The organism is Canibacter zhoujuaniae (assembly GCF_011752005.1).
In the GTDB taxonomy this organism is placed as follows: domain Bacteria; phylum Actinomycetota; class Actinomycetes; order Actinomycetales; family Microbacteriaceae; genus Canibacter; species Canibacter zhoujuaniae.
In genome coordinates this window covers 375,605-392,916 of the sequence record NZ_JAAIJZ010000001.1, presented here as the reverse complement: position 1 = coordinate 392,916, position 17,312 = coordinate 375,605, and the positions used below count along the sequence as shown (strand labels likewise).

The following is a 17,312-nucleotide window of genomic DNA, read 5'->3' as shown; positions in this document are numbered from 1 at the left end:
CAAAAACTAATGTGAGGGGCGGTACCATTAATCTGGTGCCGCCTTTTGCGGTTTAACTAACTCTATGGAGGGTGAGATGCGAGCTCTAGAAACACTCGGCAACCTGAGCGGCAAGACTGTTTTAGTGCGGTCTGATCTTAACGTTCCGCTGAAAGACGGTGTAATAACCGACGACGGCCGTGTGCGTGCGGCTGCTGCAACCATTGAGAAGCTCACGGCAGAAAATGCCCGGGTGATCGTTATCAGCCACCTTGGCCGCCCAAAGGGTGAGGTTGATAACAGCCTGTCACTTAAGCCTGTCGCGCAGCGACTCGGCGAGATAATTGATGCGCCTGTTAGTTTTGTTGCTGACACGGTCGGCGCAGAAGCTGCTGCAGCGGTGAAAGAGCTAAAAGACGGCGCTGTTTTAATGCTTGAAAACTTGCGTTTTAACGCGCAGGAAACATCTAAAGATGCGGCGGAGCGCAGCCAGTTCGCAGCCCGTCTGGCCGAGCTTGCAGACGCTTTCGTGCTCGACGGTTTTGGTGTTGTGCATCGCAGTCAGGCGAGCGTGACTGAGCTTGCAAAAGCACTTCCGAGTGCGGCGGGTTTGCTTGTCGCTGACGAGGTTGCGGTGTTAAAGCAGCTGACGGAAGACCTTAAGCGGCCATACACGGTTGTGCTCGGTGGCTCAAAAGTGTCAGACAAGCTTGGTGTTATCGATCATCTGATTGAGCGTGTAGATACCCTGATTATCGGCGGCGGAATGCTCTTTACGTTCCTTGCAGCTAAGGGGCATAAGGTTGGTGCGAGCCTGCTTGAAGAGGATCAGATCGAAACGGTGCGCGGCTATTTGCAGCGTGCCACTGAGTTGGGTGTTGAGCTGGTGCTGCCAAGCGACATTGTTGTTGCCGAAAAGTTTGATGCTGATGCAGCATACGAAGTGGTCGCAGCAGACGCTATCGAAGAAAGCTCATTCGGAGCAAGCGGGATCGGCCTTGATATCGGCCCTGAGTCTGCGAAACTGTTCGCCGAAAAAATTCGTGCCGCTAAAACTGTCTTTTGGAACGGCCCTATGGGTGTCTTTGAGATGGAAAACTTTGCCGCAGGCACGCGCGCAGTTGCCAAGGCTCTGACGGAAGTATCCGGTCTCGCTGTGGTTGGCGGTGGAGACAGCGCTGCCGCTGTGCGCGCCCTCGGTTTTGCAGATTCTGATTTTGGACACATTTCTACAGGCGGTGGTGCGAGCCTTGAGTTCCTTGAGGGCAAGCAGCTGCCAGGTTTGGAGGTGCTCGCATGAGCGCAACACGTTTACCGTTAATCGCAGGCAACTGGAAGATGAATCTTAATCATCTTGAGGCGACTGCATTCACACAGAAACTTGCCTGGAGCCTGAGAGACGCGAAATACGATCCGGCTGAGGTTGAGGTCGCAATCTTCCCACCCTTTACCGATCTGCGTTCGGTGCAGGTTATTACTGAAGCGGAAAAGCTTTCACTAAAGACCGGCGCGCAAGATGTTTCTGAGCACGAGTCGGGTGCCTACACGGGAGATATCAGCGCCAAGTTTCTAACCAAGCTCGGCTGCAGCTACGCGATTGTAGGTCACTCTGAGCGTCGCGAGGGGCATCACGAGACAGACGAGATCGTTGGCCGGAAGGCAGCGGCTGCTGCAGCGGCCGGTTTGGTGCCTGTGCTCTGCATCGGAGAGACAGCAGAGGATCTTAAGCAGCACGGCGCTGCTGCGGTTCCTGTCTCTCAGCTCGAAAACGCCTTAGCTGAAATTCCCGCTGAGGCAGAGCTGGTGGTTGCTTATGAGCCAGTCTGGGCGATCGGATCAGGATCGGCAGCAACCCCTGAGCAGGCGCAGGAGGTGTGCAAGGCGCTGCGCGAGAAGCTGACGGAACTACGCGGTGCTGACTTTGCGGAAGCGACGCGCATCCTTTATGGCGGCTCGGTGAAAGCAGAGAACATCGCAGGTTTCATGGCAGAGCCAGATATCGACGGTGCGCTCGTTGGCGGCGCCAGCCTTAAGGTTGATGAGTTCACCAACATTGTGAAGTTCTAAATAATAAAGTTGCGCTTTGCACCAAGCTTTGTGAGCCGCAATAACTTTTGCGGTTATACTGGTGCATAGTGTTTATCGGCTGTTAGAAAGGCCATTGTGACAGTTATTCAGATTATTCTGATCGCTATTCTGGTTATCACCAGTCTTTTGCTGACCCTGTTTATCCTGCTGCACAAGGGTCGCGGTGGTGGCCTGTCAGATATGTTCGGTGGTGGAATTACCTCAAACTTGGGTAGCTCCGGTGTTGCTGAACGCAACCTCAACCGCATAACAATAATCATCGCGCTTGTGTGGTTCTTCAGCGTTGTTGCGCTGGGTATCCTGCAGCGTTTCGCCTTCTAGAAGGGGAGCATAGAACTTTGAGCGGAAATAATGCTATCCGTGGTGCCCGTGTTGGATCAGGCCCGATGGGCGAAATTGATCACGGGATGCGCTCGGCGCGTATCGCTGTTTCATACTGGGATGCTGAGGGTAATGAAACAGTGCGCTATTTTTCTGCAGACGTAGATCCGGCAGAGATTCCCGACCAGATCGACTCGCCTAAGACCGGTCTGCCAGCGGGGCGTGACCGTGAAAATCCTCCGGTGGCGCAGAAGAATGAGCCTTACAAAACGCACTTAGCCTACGTGAAGGAGCGCCGCACTGAAGAAGAGGCAGAGCAGCTGCTCGAAGATGCGTTAAAGAAGCTGCGGCAGCGTCGCGGTGATCTAAAGAAAAATCAGGAACAGTAAACTTTTCTCGCGCGTGCTCACTGCAGCTAATGGCTGATTACCGCCGCGACCTGCGAAACGAGCTGCGCAAGATCTGCGCCACTCAGCTCCAAAACCCGATGCCCGCGCTCTCTGAGCACCTTGGCGTCACCGCTTGCCTGCGCTGCAATAATTTTTGCATAGTCGGGCTCGGTGGTGTTCCGCTCGCCGCTTTGTGCAGCGGCCGCAGCTGTTACCGACCCAGCTGCTGATGCCGGGGTTTCCGGTGCCGCTAGCGCAAGCAGCGAGATAAAGAAACCGCGTTTTGCGCTGCCCTTATGGAATTGCCCTGTTGAGTGCAGGTAGCGTGGCCCGTAATTTAACGCCACCGGTGCTTGTGCGGTGGCCATTAACTGCGCGCGCAGCGGCTCTAGCAGTGCCAGGCTGTGCTCATTTTGTGGTGCGTATACGTTAAACGCGACATAGTCAGCGGCTGCAATAGCCGCACTAATATCGGCAGCGTCCAGATTTTCAGAATCTGAATAGTTAATGGATGGCTGCTCTGTGCTTTCTATTATTTGCCGTGCAGCGCTCTTCGCAGCCTCAACATCGGGCTGGTTAAAGGGGTTGATTTCTAACAGCCAACCCAGCGCGGCGGTCGCAACCTCCCATGTCAGAAACTGCTCCGCGAGGTTTCCGCTCACCGCATAACCGCTAGCGGGGGAGGCCTCCGGCTCTTCTGGCACATACACAGTTGTTGTGTGTGCGGCTTTTAAATCTAGCTCAGTAACCTGCTCAAACGGAATGCCGATGGGTAAGAAGCCCTTACCGTGCTTACCGGTTGATTCTGCAACAAGCTGTTCGATCCAGTCACCAAGCTGGGTGGCCTCATCCGCTGTTGGAATAACGTATCCGGCAAACTCTGTTTCGAGACGCGAGAATAGGGCAGCGGCAAGCTGCAGCGCTGGATTCTCATCGGAGTCGGTGAAGAGCTGCGCGACTGCAGCATTAGCATCCACCAACAGCGGGCCGAGCTCTGCGCCGGCTAGCGTGGGTGGCACGAGGCCGAACGCTGTGAGCGCTGAAAAGCGACCCCCAACCTTAGGATCCGCATTAAATATGGTGTATCCGTGTTGGGTCGCGTGCGATTCTAGCGGGGTGGCGGGGTCTGTGATGACTGTGACCCGTTCCCGGGCACTGATACCAGCTGCGGCGTATGCCTGCTCAAAACTCTGAAGCTGTGCCTGAGTCTCTAGCGTGGTGCCTGATTTTGAGGCGATGATAACCGCGGTGTGGTGAAGATCGGCAGCGAGCACCTCGGCGATCTGCGCGGGATGGGTTGAGTCGAGCACCGTCAGCTCAACATTTTCCCAGTCTGCAATCAAAGCTGCCGCTAGTGAGGATCCGCCAACACCGCACAGCACGATCCGCTCACACCCAAGATCGCGCAATTTAGCACGGTGTTCAGCTGCGCGTGCGAGGGTTTCGTCTGCGGCTTCTTGGAAAGCAACCCACCCCATGCGTTCGGCCGCCTCTGCGCGATCTTGCGCTAGCCAGAGGGTGGCGTCCTGCTGCTGCAGCCGACCGGCAAAACCGTTATCTACTAACAGCTGTAAAGCCGCCCGGTAGCTGCTGTCGTTATCTGGGGTGAATACGCGAAATTTAGCCAAATTATTGCTCTTCTGCTAAGACATTTTGCCGGCGACGGTAGCGATGAGCTCGTTCCAAGCAATCTCGAATTTTTCGAGTCCATCGCGGGCGAGCTCTGCGGTCACAGCTGTATAGTCGACACCGAGCTGTGCGGCTGCGTTGAGCACGCGATGTGCGCCGTCAATGTTTGGGGTGATGGTGTCACTCTGCACGGTGCCCGATTCTGCGAAGGCTGCGAGAGTGGCGCGGGGGAGGGTTGTTACTGTGTCGGCGGCTATCAGCTCGTCGACGTAGAGGGTGGCCGGCAGTGCCGGATCTTTCACACCTGTGGACGCCCACAGTGGACGCTGGGGTTGCGCACCCTGTGAGGCGAGCAGCTGCCAGCGTTCAGATGCAGACACCTGCTGAAACACTTCGTAGATAAGGCGCGCGTTTGCAACGCCGAGTTTGCCGTATAGCTCAGCACCGGCAGCGTCTGCTGCTGCGAGTGTGTCGGCGGTGGCTGTGTCGAGGCGTGAAATGAAAACGGAGGCGACGCTGTGAATTTTCGAGATGTCTAGACCGGCCTCAAGCGCCCGCTCGATGCCGACTAGGTAGGCGTTAATTACTTCACGGTATTGCGTAACACTGAAAATAAGCGTCACGTTAACGCTGATGCCCGAAGCAATCAGGTCGGCCACCGCGAGCATACCCGCAGGGGTTGCGGGCACTTTAATCATGAGGTTCTCGCGGTTGATGCTGCGCCACAGCTCCTTAGCCTGCGCAACTGTGGCGTCACGATCGTGCGCGTGCTGCGGCTCAACTTCGATCGAGACCCGGCCATCGCGGCCTTGTGTCGCGTTATAGATGGGAAGCAGCAGGTCGCAGGCTGCTGCAACGTCAGCGCAGGCAATCTGTAAAACAGTCTCGTTGGCGGTGAGGCCCTGTGCTGCAGCTGCTGCAATCGAGTCGCTGTAGCTGTCGTCTTTTCCAATAGCCGCAGCAAATATTGCGGGATTGGTGGTCACACCCACAACATTCGTGTCGGCGATTAGCCGGGCGAGGGTGCCGTCAGCTAAGCTCGTGCGGCTGAGATCGTCGAGCCAGACACTAACACCCGCTGCGCCTAAAGCAGAAGTGTTGGGGTTAGGCATCAAGGCTCTCCTTCGCCTTTGCCACAACATTGTCAACGGTCAGGCCGTATTTTTCAAAGAGTGTGACATTGTCTGCTGACGCACCAAACTCTTCAACAGAGACTGCGCGCCCGCGCACACCGAGGTACTTATACCAGCTGAGCGCAAGACCGGCCTCAACAGAGACGCGAGCGGTGACGTCTTTAGGCAGCACGCTCTCACGGTATGCGGCATCTTGCTCTTCAAACCATTCAAGGCACGGCGCTGACACAACGCGGGTTGGGATGCCTTCACTCTGCAGACGCTCACGCGCACCGAGCGCGATTTCTACCTCGGATCCGGTCGCTATCAGGATCAGCTCTGGTGTGCCGCCCTGCGCTTCAGCGAGCACGTATGCGCCGCGTCGCACGCCCTCAGCAGAAGCGAGTTCGCTGTCGCTTGCCTCTGTGGCACCACGCTCAAACACCGGCAGGTTTTGGCGGCTCAATGCGAGACCCACAGGCCCCGCATGCCGCAGCAGAGTTTCGTGCCAGGCGATTGCAACCTCGTTGGCGTCTGCCGGGCGCACAATTGCAAGGTTCGGAATTGCGCGCAGCGCTGTGAGGTGCTCAACAGGCTGGTGGGTGGGGCCGTCTTCACCGAGTGCAAGCGAGTCGTGCGTCCAGACAAAGACGCTCGGAATGTTCATGAGGGCGGCAAGCCGCACAGCGGGGCGCATGTAGTCGGCGAACTGCAGGAAGGTGCCACCGTAGGCGCGGGTTTTGCCGTGCAGTTGAATGCCATTGAGAATCGCCCCCATGGCGTGTTCGCGAATGCCGAAGTGCAGGGTGCGGCCGTACTCGTTACCCTGCCAGGTGCCGGTTGAGTGCTCTGCCGGAATGAACGAGGCTGCGCCTGCGATCGTGGTGTTGTTTGAGCCGGCGAGATCCGCCGATCCGCCCCACAACTCCGGCATAATTGCACCCAGTGCACCAAGCACTTTGCCGGATGCGGCGCGTGTCGCCACCGCAGTGCCAGCCTCAAATTTGGGCAGCGCTTCCAATGCGCCTGCAGGCAGCTCTCGGGCCTCGAGCCGTTTAAACAGCTGATAGCGTTCCGGGTTCTTAGCCGCCCAAGCATCAAACTTTTCTTGCCAGACGGCAACATCCTCTGCGGCACGCTCTGTCAGCGCACGGGTGTGCGCGATTGTGGCCTCTGACACCGCAAAGGTCTGCTCGGGGTCAAACCCAACCGCGCGCTTCAAACCGGCAAGCTCATCACCGCCGAGTTTCGCGCCGTGAATGCCGCCGGTGTTTTGCTTGCTGGGGCTCGGCCACCCGATAATCGTGTGCAAAATAATTAGGGTCGGCTTGCTGGTTTCTGCCTGCGCTGCCGCAATCGCGTCATAGAGAGCGTGCACGTCTTCTTTGTATGCGCCGCCAGCACGCCAATCAACGTCGAGCACCTGCCAGCCGTAAGCCTCATAGCGTTTTGCAACGTCTTCGCTAAAGGCAACATCAATATCGTCTTCGATAGAGATCTGGTTTGCATCATAGATTGCGATGAGGTTGCCAAGCTGCTGGTGACCGGCCAGCGAGGCTGCTTCGCTGGTGACACCCTCCTGGATGTCACCGTCGCCGGCGAGCACATAGGTGTAGTGGTCGAAGGGGCTGTCGCCTGCGGCAGCATCCGGGTCGAAAAGGCCGCGCTCATACCGCTGCGCATAGGCAAAACCGGTCGCTGAAGCGAGCCCCTGCCCGAGCGGGCCGGTGGTGATTTCGACGCCAGCGGTGTGCCCGTATTCCGGGTGGCCGGGGGTTTTTGCGCCCCAGGTGCGCAGCGCTTTGAGATCGTCAAGCTCAAGCCCGAAACCGCCCAGGTAGAGCTGCACATACTGGGTGAGCGATGAGTGACCGATCGACAGAATAAAGCGGTCGCGCCCCACCCAGTCAGTGTTTTGCGGATCGTGGCGCATGACCTTCTGATAGAGCAGATAGGCAACGGGCGCAAGGCTGATCGCGCTTCCCGGGTGGCCGTTACCGACCTTTTCTACTGCGTCTGCCGCGAGGATACGGGCGGTATCTACGGCGAGGTCGTCGGCTTCTGTCCACTCCAATGGCTGCATTACGAGTCTTTCTTGGATTTAGTGCTGAAAACTAAGCTGCTTGCTTCGTGTAGGGGCACACGACAACTCTCTTAAGTTTAGTGCTTTCTGTCGCGGCACGGTTGTGACGGGCGATCCTTCGCAAAACCATCAGATGAATGGCCTATAATTTAAGGTAATGTCTACTCAAATAGCGTCAGTTACTGCCGAGGCAACACCCGAAAGGCCGCGCACGCTAGGCTCAACGGTTCGTGCCTATTTTGCCCTCACAAAACCACGGGTGATGGAGCTGCTGCTTGTTGTGACAGTGCCGGCGATGATCCTCGCTGAGCGGGGCCTGCCGTCTTTCTGGCTTGTTATCGCAACGCTCATCGGCGGTGCTATGAGCGCGGGCAGTGCCGGTGCCTTCAACTGCTATATCGATCGCGACATGGATCGCAAGATGCGGCGCACCAAAAATCGGCCGCTGGTAACCGGTGAAATCTCTGACCGTAACGCCCTGATTTTCTCGTGGGTGTTGGGTCTTATGTCAATCGTCTGGCTTTACATCACCACAAACTGGCTTGCAGCGCTGCTGTCGCTTGTGGCAATTTTCTTTTACGTTGTTATTTACACGCTGATTCTGAAGCGACACAGTGAGCAAAACATTATCTGGGGCGGCATCGCAGGGTGCTTCCCGGTGCTTATCGGCTGGGCTGCGGTGACAGAAAGTTTAAGCTGGGAGCCGTGGATCTTCTTCCTGGTTATTTTCCTCTGGACGCCGCCACACTATTGGCCGCTGTCGATCAAATATAAAGAGGATTACGCCGCCGCAAATGTTCCGATGCTCGGGGTTGTGCGCGCCCGCAGCACGGTTAGCCTGCAGATTATTCTCTATGCGTGGGCGACTGTTGCCGCTTCTTTGCTGCTGGTGCCGGTTGCCCCGATGGGTCTTATCTACACGATTACCGCAGTGGTTTCTGGCGCATACTTTATTATTGAGAGTCACGCGCTCTACAATCACGCGATTCGCGGCAAGGAGGGGCGCCCGATGCGCGTCTTCCACGGCTCAATTAGCTATCTGACGGTTATCTCACTGGCAATGGCGCTCGATCCTATTTTCTATTTCGGTTTTATTGGCTAGCTGAGACGTTAAAACGCGAAGGGCGCGGTTATCGGGGAGAGCGCGGCAGAGCCGCTATCATAATTTTCAAATATGTCTGCTCAAACTATTGCCAAACACGATAACCGGCTTGACGCGCTGGATGGCCTGCGCACGGTCGCGGTTTTTCTCGTTATTCTGTTTCACGTCTCTGCGCCAACGATGGCCGCTGGCTATCTTGGTGTTGACATTTTCTTTGTGCTGTCGGGGTATTTCATCACCGGCGGTTTGATCCGCAGCATTCGCCGCGACGGCAAAATAAGTCTCGCTAATTTCTGGGTGCGACGCATTAAACGGCTGATGCCGGCAGCCATTCTCGTGCTGCTCGCTGTGCTCGTGTGGGCGCAGTGGTTTGCGCCAATTTACCGGCGGCAAGAGATTGGTGCCGACGCCTGGTGGACGGTTTTTTATCTCGCAAACTGGCGTTTTATCGGCTCCACCTCATATTTTGCGGCAGACGGCACCGAGTCACCGCTCCTGCACATGTGGTCGCTCGCGGTTGAAGAGCAGTTTTATGTTTTCTGGCCGCTGCTAGTGGCGCTAATTACGTGGGCTGTTTTGCGGCGCAAACGCGGCAGCACCAGCGGGGCGGATCGCGCGCTCGGTGCACTCACCGTTGCTACCGGGGTTGGTGTCGTAGCGTCGGTGATACTCATGTGGCAGCTTGCCGCACACGTTTCAACCGACCGCGCCTATATGGGCACCGATACTAAAGCTTTTGAGCTGCTGCTTGGCGCGCTTGCTGCACTGTTTGTGGCGCGTCCTGCTTTTGCGGCGTGGGTGGCCCGCTGGGCGCGCCCGCTCATTTGGGGTGGCGGCATAGTGATGCTTGCCTTATTTGCTGTGCTAGACGGCCCGGCACCGTTCTATTTTAAAGGCGGTGCTGCGCTCTTTAGCATCGCGACCGCGGCGCTCTTGCTTGGTGTCGCGCACAAGCTTAACGGCTTTGAAGCCCGCATTCTCGCTTTTGCGCCGATCAGCTATCTCGGCCGCATCTCTTACGGGCTGTATCTGTGGCACTGGCCGTGGGCGCAGTGGATCCTCGGTGATGTGAAAGAGTTTCAGCCGCTGAAAGCGCTGCTGGTTATTGTCATCACAGTTGTGTGCGCGGCGCTGTCATACCATCTTATTGAGATGCCGATTCGCCAGGGCGCGCTCTCTAAGTGGCTCTCAACACGCAAGACTCTGTTTGCCGCTGCATCAACCATAATTGTTACTGCTCTGCTTGCCACGCTGGTGGGTGGCACCCCGTTGAGTAAAACCGTGCGGCCGCTTATCGCCGGCTCTAGCCTGAACGAGAATGTGGTGATGCTGGTTGGTGATTCTGTGCCAAAGCGTCTCACACCTGAGCTGTCAAAGTATGTCGGCGACTATGGTTTTGAGCTGGTGAGTGCGGCGCGCGGCGGGTGCAGCCCAATGGCGTATCACATGGAGTTGGGGCCGGCTGACCAGACTGGCGCGCAGTGTCCGGATGTGCGCCCGGTGCAGGATGAGACGCTGCAGCAGTATCAGCCGGGGGTTGTGCTGTGGTGGTCGCGCTATGAGGTGATCGATCGCTATACAGATTCGGGTAGGCTGATCAGCCCGGATTCTGAAGAGTTTTGGCGGGAGCAGGAAAAAGCGTTCAAATTAGCGGCGGATCGTTTCACCGCAGACGGTGCAACTCTGGCCGTTGTGCTCACTGAGCGCCCGGGGCTTGGCATGCTGAGCCGCCCGGCAGAGACGCTCGAGCTGCCGCTGCTGCAAAACATGATCTATCACGATGAATACCGGCAGCGTTTTAACGAGATTGTGAAGCAGGTGGCTGCGCAACGCGACAGTGTTGTGGTGCTTGACGGTGACAGTCTGTTCTGTGCGCCGGGCGCTGGCCCCGGCCCCGGTGGTCTGTGCGATGACGCGGTCGGCGATCAGGGGTATATTCGCCCTGACGGGTCGCACGTCAATAATGAGCTGTTTGGTGCGCGCGTCTCTAAGGCGCTGCTTGAGCAGCTTAAGACGGCGCTCGGGCGATAGTCTTTTAATGAGTGTGTTTGCCCGAACTTATTTTGCATGACGGACGCAAACGGCTAATGAATGAAGGGATCGATCTTAGTGAGCGCTGAGAAACTAACCAGCCACGTCTCTTTGATCTGGAGCATCGCAGAGCTTCTGCGCGGTGACTACAAAGAGCACGAGTATGGCGACGTTGTGCTGCCTTTCACGGTGCTCACCCGTTTAGATTCAGTGCTGGTTGACACGAAGCAGGCTGTTTTAGATATTAAGGCCACCGCACTGCCGTCGCAGGTGAAAGAACTGCAGTATGCGAAGGCCACGGGCTACCCGTTTTGGAACACCTCAAACTTTACGCTCAAGACGCTGCTTAATGACCCAGACAATCTGGAGCAAAACCTGTCTTACTATGTGCAGTCTTTTGCTCCGGCAGCGCGTGAGGTGATGGAGTCTTATAACTTCTATAACGTGATCGAGCGTCTCGATAAGGCGGGCCTGCTCTATCAGGTGCTCGCTGAGTTTACCTCCGCGAAGGTTAATCTGCACCCGGATGTGGTCAGTAACTCTCAGATGGGTTACATTTTTGAAGAGCTCATCCGCAGGTTTTCTGAGCTTTCTAATGAGACTGCTGGTGAGCACTTCACACCGCGTGAGGTTATCACGCTGATGGTCAATATTTTGTTTAACCCAGACGCAGACATTGACCGGATCTGCGCACCTGGTGCGATGGTTTCGCTCTATGATCCGGGTGTGGGCACCGGCGGCATGCTTTCGACCGCCGCGCAGCACGTTGCCGGGCTGAACAGCACCGCGCGTCTTGAGGTTTTCGGGCAGGAGCTCAACCCGCAAACCTATGCGGTCGCTAAATCAGACATCATGATTAAGGGTGAACGTCAGGAGCGCATCTATCAGGGTAATTCTCTGACCAACGACCAAACCGCAGGTAAGCGGTTTGACTATATGCTGTGCAACCCACCTTTTGGGGTGAATTGGAAGAAGTATGCCGACCCGATTCTTGATGAAGCGAAACGTAAGGGTTGGCAGGGCCGTTTTGGTGCGGGCACTCCGCGCGTCTCTGATGGGTCGTTTCTGTTTTTGCAGCATATGATCTCGAAGATGCGGCCCTATGATCCGAAAGATCCGGTGAATGCGCCGGGCACCCGGATCGCGATTGTTTTTAACGGCTCCCCACTGTTTACGGGCGGTGCCGGGGGAGGTGAATCGGAGATTCGCCGCTGGATTCTCGAAAATGACTGGCTGGAAGCAATTATTGCGCTGCCAGATCAGATGTTTTATAACACGGGGATTCTCACCTATGTTTGGGTGCTGTCTAACCGTAAAGAGCGTAAGCGTCAGAACAGGGTGCAGCTGATTGATGCCACGAGTTATTTTCAGCGCATGCGCAAACCCCTCGGTGAGAAGCGGAAAGAGCTCACCCCCGAGCACATTAATGACGTTACGAAGCTTTATGGGGCGTTTGCAGAGACTGAACACTCTAAAATTTTTGACACTGCAGATTTTGGCTATCACGAGATCACTGTTGAAAGCCCGCTGCGGTTAAGCTTTCAGGCCAGCGCTGAGGCGCTTGACCGGCTGCAGCAGGCTAGGGTGTTTACGGATCTTGCTGTCTCGAAGAAGAAAACTGAGCCCGCCCGCAGTGAGCAGATTCAGGCGGGGGAGCGGCTGCAGCGGGCAATTATTGAGACGCTAGCGGGGCTTAACCCTGAAAGGGTTTATCTCAACCGTGATGAGTTTACAGATCTGCTCAGCGAGGGCGTTAAAGCCCGGGGTGAGAAGATCAGCGTTGCCGCCTTGCGGAAGATTGTGGCTGAGCTCGGCACTAAAAACCCTGAGGGTGATATATGCCGTGATGCGAAGGGCAACATTGAGGCCGACCCTGATCTGCGCGACACCGAGCAGATACCTTTGCGAGAAGATATCGACGCCTACTTTCAGCGGGAGGTTATTCCTTATGCGCCGGATGCGTGGATTGACCGCGCGAAAACCAAGGTTGGCTACGAGATTCCCTTCACCCGCTACTTCTATAAATATGAGGAACTCGGTGACCCCGTTAAAACCCTCGCCGAAATCCAAGCCCTCTCGGCGAGCATCCAAGCCGACATCGCCAAACTCTTCAGTGAGCAGGTGGACTAAATGGAAACCTACGAGCAGTACAAAGACAGTGGCGTCGAGTGGGTTGGAAACATGCCCTCGACATGGAAAATTGCGTATATATCTAATGTCACATATGAAAATAAGATCAAGAATGAGGATCTGTTAGAAAAGAATTTACTTAGCTTGAGTTATGGACGAATAATCCGCAAGGATATTGACCTTGCGTTTGGGTTGTTGCCGTCCTCTTTCGACGGCTATCAAATCGTTGAGCCTGGTTGCATTGTTCTTCGTATGACTGACTTGCAGAACGATAAGAGGAGCCTTCGTAGCGCAATCGCGAGAGAGCGCGGAATCATTACTAGCGCTTACATTGGGCTAAACACTCGTGAATCGATGGATGCCAATTATCTGGCTTGGTTGATCCATTTTTATGATTTAAGAAAAGTGTTTTACTCGCTCGGTGGAGGCGTTCGGCAGTCGGTAAATTATAAGGAAATAGGGAAGATTCCGGTTCTCGTCCCATCTGATGAAGAGCAGAGGCAAATTGCAGCTTTTCTGGATAGCAAGACTGGTGAGGTTGATGGGGTTGTTGGGAAGCTTAGGCGGCAGGTTGAGCTGCTGGAGCGGTATCGGCGTGAGCTGATCGCCCACACGGTGACCCGCGGCCTCGACCCCCACGCGCCAATGCGCGACACCGGTGGGATGATGCCTCATCTTGAAGATAAGGAGGTTTGGTTCGGTGAATTACCAGAGGGATGGAGTGCTATCAGAATTAAAAGGCTTGCTGATATTAATAATGGGTTAACATACTCTCCAGAAAACCTATCTGACCATGGGACTCCTGTGCTCAGGTCAAACAATATTCGCAACGGAAAATTAGACAAAACCGATCTGATTTACGTTGACTTAGATATTCCAGATAAGGCTAAAGCAGCCCGAGGAGACGTTTTAATATGCTCTGCTAACGGCAGTAAAAAACTGATTGGTAAAAGCGCTGTCATAGATGAAGATGGAATGGCTTTTGGAGCCTTCATTATGATCGCTAGGCCTTACTGCAACAGCAGGTATTTCTACTACTTGCTTAACTCCGACTTATTTAATTATTACCTACCAACCTACCTAACAACCACTATTAATCAGTTAACAGTGTCGAACTTCGGAAACATGATAGTTCCGTTTTCTGACGACGCAACAACGCAGCAGCTTATTGCCGATTATTTAGATGCTAAGACTGCTGAGATTGATTCGGCTATAGCGGGTATCAAACGCCAGATCGAGCTGTTGGGGGACTATCGCAAACAGGTTATTAACGATGCGGTGACGGGCAAGATTCGTGTGGGGGAGGCAGCGTGATGGATACTTCTGAGCGCAGGTTTGAAGAAGAAATCGAACACTGGCTGACTAACGTTGGCTCTTCCAAGTTTGACCGCTACGAGTCGAGGCCGTCGGCCGGCTATGACAAGCAGCTGGGCTTGTATCCGCAGGATCTCCTCGAATTCGTGCAAGAAACCCAGCCGCAGCAGTGGGAGCGCCTAGAGCGCATCCACGGCAGTAAAGCCGCAGAAAAATTCTGCAAACGTGTGGCGCGTGAACTTGATCAGCGCGGCGTGGTTGATGTTTTACGCCAGGGTGTGGAAGACCTCGGCGCCAGATTCAAGCTAGTGTATTTCGCGCCAGGCTCAGACCTAAACGAGATGCTGGCAGAAAAATACTGGGCCAACCGCATGACTCTCGTGCGCCAGCTGCGCTACACGACGAAAAACAACAACTCTGTCGATACAGTGCTGTTCGTCAACGGCATTCCTGTGGTGACCTTGGAGTTAAAAAACCAACTCACCGGCCAGACCTATCGTGATGCGATTGAGCAATACAAGCGCTCACGGCCCGCCTCAGAGGTGCTGTTCGGCCTGAACCGCCGCGCAGTAGTGCATTTTGCTCTCGACACTGACGAAGTGTGGATGACCACCAAACTGAACGGCTTAAACACAGTGTTCTTACCGTTTAACCGTGGTTTTAACAACGGTGCCGGCAACCCGCCCGTCCCCGAAAAATACAAAACTTCCTACCTGTGGGAGCAGGTGCTGGCAAGAGATTCACTGCTCGATATTCTGCACCGCTTCGTGCAATTCATCCCAAATAAAACTGATGCGCGGAAAAATAAACTGATCTTCCCGCGCTACCACCAGCTTGACGCCGTGCGCTCTTTAGTAGCCGACGCAAAAACGCATGGCGCGGGCACAAACTATCTGGTGCAGCACTCTGCCGGCTCCGGTAAATCAAACACGATAGCCTGGCTTGCGCACCACCTCTCAAACCTGCACGACAGTCAGCAGCGGGCAGTGTTTGATTCAATCATCGTCATCACCGACAGGCGAGTGCTAGACAAGCAACTCCAAGATACGATCTACGCAATGGATCACACAGCCGGTGTGGTAGTGCGGGTAGATAAAAGCGCCCGGCAGCTGACAGAAGCCTTAACAGACGGGGCGAAAATAATTATTTCCACCCTGCAAAAGTTCCCGTTTGTAGACGTGAGCGCTATCGCCACAGCCGGTAAACGATTTGCGGTGATCGTTGATGAGGCGCACTCCTCACAAACAGGTGAGACATCTGAACGGTTAAAGCAGGTGCTGGCAGATACGGCAACAGAGGGGAAAGACTCAGAAGAAGACCTCCTCGAGCGTTACGCGGCAGCTGAAGCGCAGGTCGAAGAAGAGCAGCTCGAAATTGATGAGCAGATCGCGCAAGAACTTCTAACCCAAGGCCGGCAAAAGAACCTATCCTTCTTCGCTTTCACAGCCACACCGAAGCAAAAAACGCTAGAAATGTTCGGCACCCCCGTGCCAGATAGCACACCAGAGCCCTTCCACGTCTACTCAATGCGGCAAGCGATCGAAGAGGGATTCATCCTCGATGTGCTGCAAAACTACACCACATATCAAACGTATTACAAAGTGGGTAAAACCACTGCCGAAGATCCAGAATATTCGACGAAACAAGCCAACAAAGCGCTGGGGAAATATTTAAGCCTGCACCCCTACAACCTGCGGCAAAAAGCAGAGATCATCATCGAGCACTTTCGTGCCAACGTCGCTCACAAGATTGGTGGAAACGCTAAAGCGATGCTGGTTACCGGCTCGCGTCTGCACGCGGTGCGCTATTTTTTTGCATTCCGTGACTACATCGAACGCATGGGCTACACCGACCTGGGTGTGCTGGTTGCCTTCTCTGGCACAGTAGACGATAAGGGCGCGGAATACACTGAGCAGCAGCTCAACCAGATCCCGGAAGAAGAACTGCCGGAACGGTTCGCTACCGGAGAATATCAGCTGCTGCTGGTTGCAGAGAAATACCAGACCGGTTTCGATCAGCCGCTCCTGCACACAATGTATGTCGATAAAAAACTGCACGGCGTGAAAGCAGTGCAAACCCTGTCGCGGATCAACCGGATGCACCCGGGCAAAACCGACACCTTCGTGCTCGATTTCGTCAACAGCGCAGAAGATATTCAAAAATCATTCCAAGACTATTACATTTCGACAGGCATCACAGCCGAAACCGACCCCAATATCGTCTACGATCTGTACCACTTCCTCGCGTCATACCATTTGTGGACAGACAAAGAGGTTGAAGGCTTTAATCGGGTGTTCTTCACCGCGCAGAAGAAACAAACAAACCTCGACTTCAGCAGGCTCAACGCCTACCTAGACCCGGCGGTGGGTCGATTCAATGAGCTTAGTGACGAAGACAAGCTCAAAGTGCGGGCGCGAATGAATAAGTTCACCCGCAACTATGATTTCTTGACCCACATCATCCGCTACGATGATGCGACCCTGCATCGTTTTGCCGCTTACGCAAAACTTTTGGTGCGCAAGCTCCGCATCGACGGCGACCCCGCCCCGAGCCTCGATGATGAAGTCACATTGCAGTATTACCGCCTGCAGCAGGTGTATGAAGGATCCATCGCCCTGGCAGATGAGCAAGGGCAACTGTCAAACAATCCCGACACTGGCGGCGTTAAGGAAGACGACAAAGACACACTGTCTAATATCATTTCTAAGCTCAACGACCGTTGGGGCACCGAGTTCACCCACATGGATAAGGTCATCGAACAGCTCACCGAAGATATGGTGGAAGATCCCGAGGTTAAATCGCGTGCGCACAACTCGATGGACATGTTCTCCATCGTTTACGCTGAGCGGATCCAAGATATCGTGCTCGACCGCATGAACCAGAATCAGGATTTTGCGATTAAATATCTTGCCGATCCACAGTTCAAAGCTGATATTGACCGCGTGCTCTTACCCCTGATTCACGAGCGCCTCAACCGCAAAGACTGAACCGGATCGGTGACAGTAACTCCATTCGGCACTTGTGCACTGCTACCCACCAGCCAGAAACTGACTTCCCCATCCTCGTCCAACTAACGGGAACTAGTTCAGATGACGTCCACACCCAAGCTCTGTATTTCCTGATTACGCCGCTGA

12 protein-coding genes are annotated in these 17,312 nt (G+C 54.9%); 9 read left to right on the top strand and 3 right to left on the bottom strand.

Translation table 11 applies throughout. The features are described 5' to 3' along the window. Window positions 1–64: 64 nt before the first annotated feature. The 4 genes from HCR00_RS01835 to HCR00_RS01820 all read left to right on the top strand — a co-directional run bounded on the left by HCR00_RS01835 (window position 65) and on the right by HCR00_RS01820 (window position 2,777). Entirely contained in the window at window positions 65–1,279 is a 1,215-nt protein-coding gene (locus HCR00_RS01835; RefSeq protein ID WP_279586788.1) for a phosphoglycerate kinase, read from the top strand. After that, window positions 1,276–2,046, top strand: coding sequence for a triose-phosphate isomerase (gene tpiA / locus HCR00_RS01830; RefSeq protein WP_166984723.1), 771 nt, complete (start codon window positions 1,276–1,278; stop codon window positions 2,044–2,046). Before HCR00_RS01835 ends, tpiA begins: the two co-directional genes overlap by 4 nt. 96 nt (window positions 2,047–2,142) lie before the next feature. Continuing rightward, on the top strand, window positions 2,143–2,388 hold the full coding sequence (secG, locus tag HCR00_RS01825; protein ID WP_166984724.1) for a preprotein translocase subunit SecG: 246 nt from the start codon (window positions 2,143–2,145) through the stop codon (window positions 2,386–2,388). Window positions 2,389–2,405: 17 nt separating this feature from the next. Continuing rightward, complete coding sequence (locus HCR00_RS01820; protein ID WP_166984725.1) at window positions 2,406–2,777, top strand: RNA polymerase-binding protein RbpA; 372 nt, start codon at window positions 2,406–2,408, stop codon at window positions 2,775–2,777. Window positions 2,778–2,803: 26 nt separating this feature from the next. Here HCR00_RS01820 and HCR00_RS01815 read toward each other — a convergent pair whose 3' ends face one another. The 3 genes from HCR00_RS01815 to tkt are packed head-to-tail and all read right to left on the bottom strand — an operon-like array spanning window position 2,804 to window position 7,601. Next, window positions 2,804–4,405, bottom strand: coding sequence for a glucose-6-phosphate isomerase (locus tag HCR00_RS01815; protein ID WP_167142225.1), 1,602 nt, complete (start codon window positions 4,403–4,405; stop codon window positions 2,804–2,806). 15 nt (window positions 4,406–4,420) lie between these two features. After that, a complete protein-coding gene (tal, locus tag HCR00_RS01810; RefSeq protein ID WP_167142222.1) occupies window positions 4,421–5,518 on the bottom strand; it encodes a transaldolase in 1,098 nt (365 codons plus the stop codon). Further along, the gene (gene tkt, locus HCR00_RS01805) at window positions 5,511–7,601 is read right to left on the bottom strand and encodes a transketolase (RefSeq protein ID WP_167142219.1); all 2,091 of its coding nucleotides are present in this window, start codon (window positions 7,599–7,601) and stop codon (window positions 5,511–5,513) included. Before tkt ends, tal begins: the two co-directional genes overlap by 8 nt. 157 nt (window positions 7,602–7,758) lie before the next feature. Between tkt and HCR00_RS01800 the strand changes: the two genes are divergently transcribed. The 5 genes from HCR00_RS01800 (at window position 7,759) to HCR00_RS01780 (ending at window position 17,165) form a co-directional block, all read left to right on the top strand. Then, the gene (locus HCR00_RS01800; RefSeq protein WP_166984731.1) at window positions 7,759–8,703 is read left to right on the top strand and encodes a heme o synthase; all 945 of its coding nucleotides are present in this window, start codon (window positions 7,759–7,761) and stop codon (window positions 8,701–8,703) included. Between the two features lie 72 nt (window positions 8,704–8,775). After that, the gene (locus HCR00_RS01795) at window positions 8,776–10,734 is read left to right on the top strand and encodes an acyltransferase family protein (RefSeq protein WP_167142216.1); all 1,959 of its coding nucleotides are present in this window, start codon (window positions 8,776–8,778) and stop codon (window positions 10,732–10,734) included. 78 nt (window positions 10,735–10,812) lie between these two features. Further along, window positions 10,813–12,864 (top strand): type I restriction-modification system subunit M, encoded by a 2,052-nt coding sequence (locus HCR00_RS01790; protein WP_167142214.1) that lies wholly within the window; start codon window positions 10,813–10,815, stop codon window positions 12,862–12,864. Next, a complete protein-coding gene (locus HCR00_RS01785; protein ID WP_167142211.1) occupies window positions 12,865–14,178 on the top strand; it encodes a restriction endonuclease subunit S in 1,314 nt (437 codons plus the stop codon). It begins immediately after the preceding gene. Beyond that, window positions 14,178–17,165, top strand: coding sequence for a type I restriction endonuclease subunit R (locus HCR00_RS01780; RefSeq protein WP_208317286.1), 2,988 nt, complete (start codon window positions 14,178–14,180; stop codon window positions 17,163–17,165). Before HCR00_RS01785 ends, HCR00_RS01780 begins: the two co-directional genes overlap by 1 nt. The last annotated feature ends 147 nt before the right edge of the window (window positions 17,166–17,312 follow it).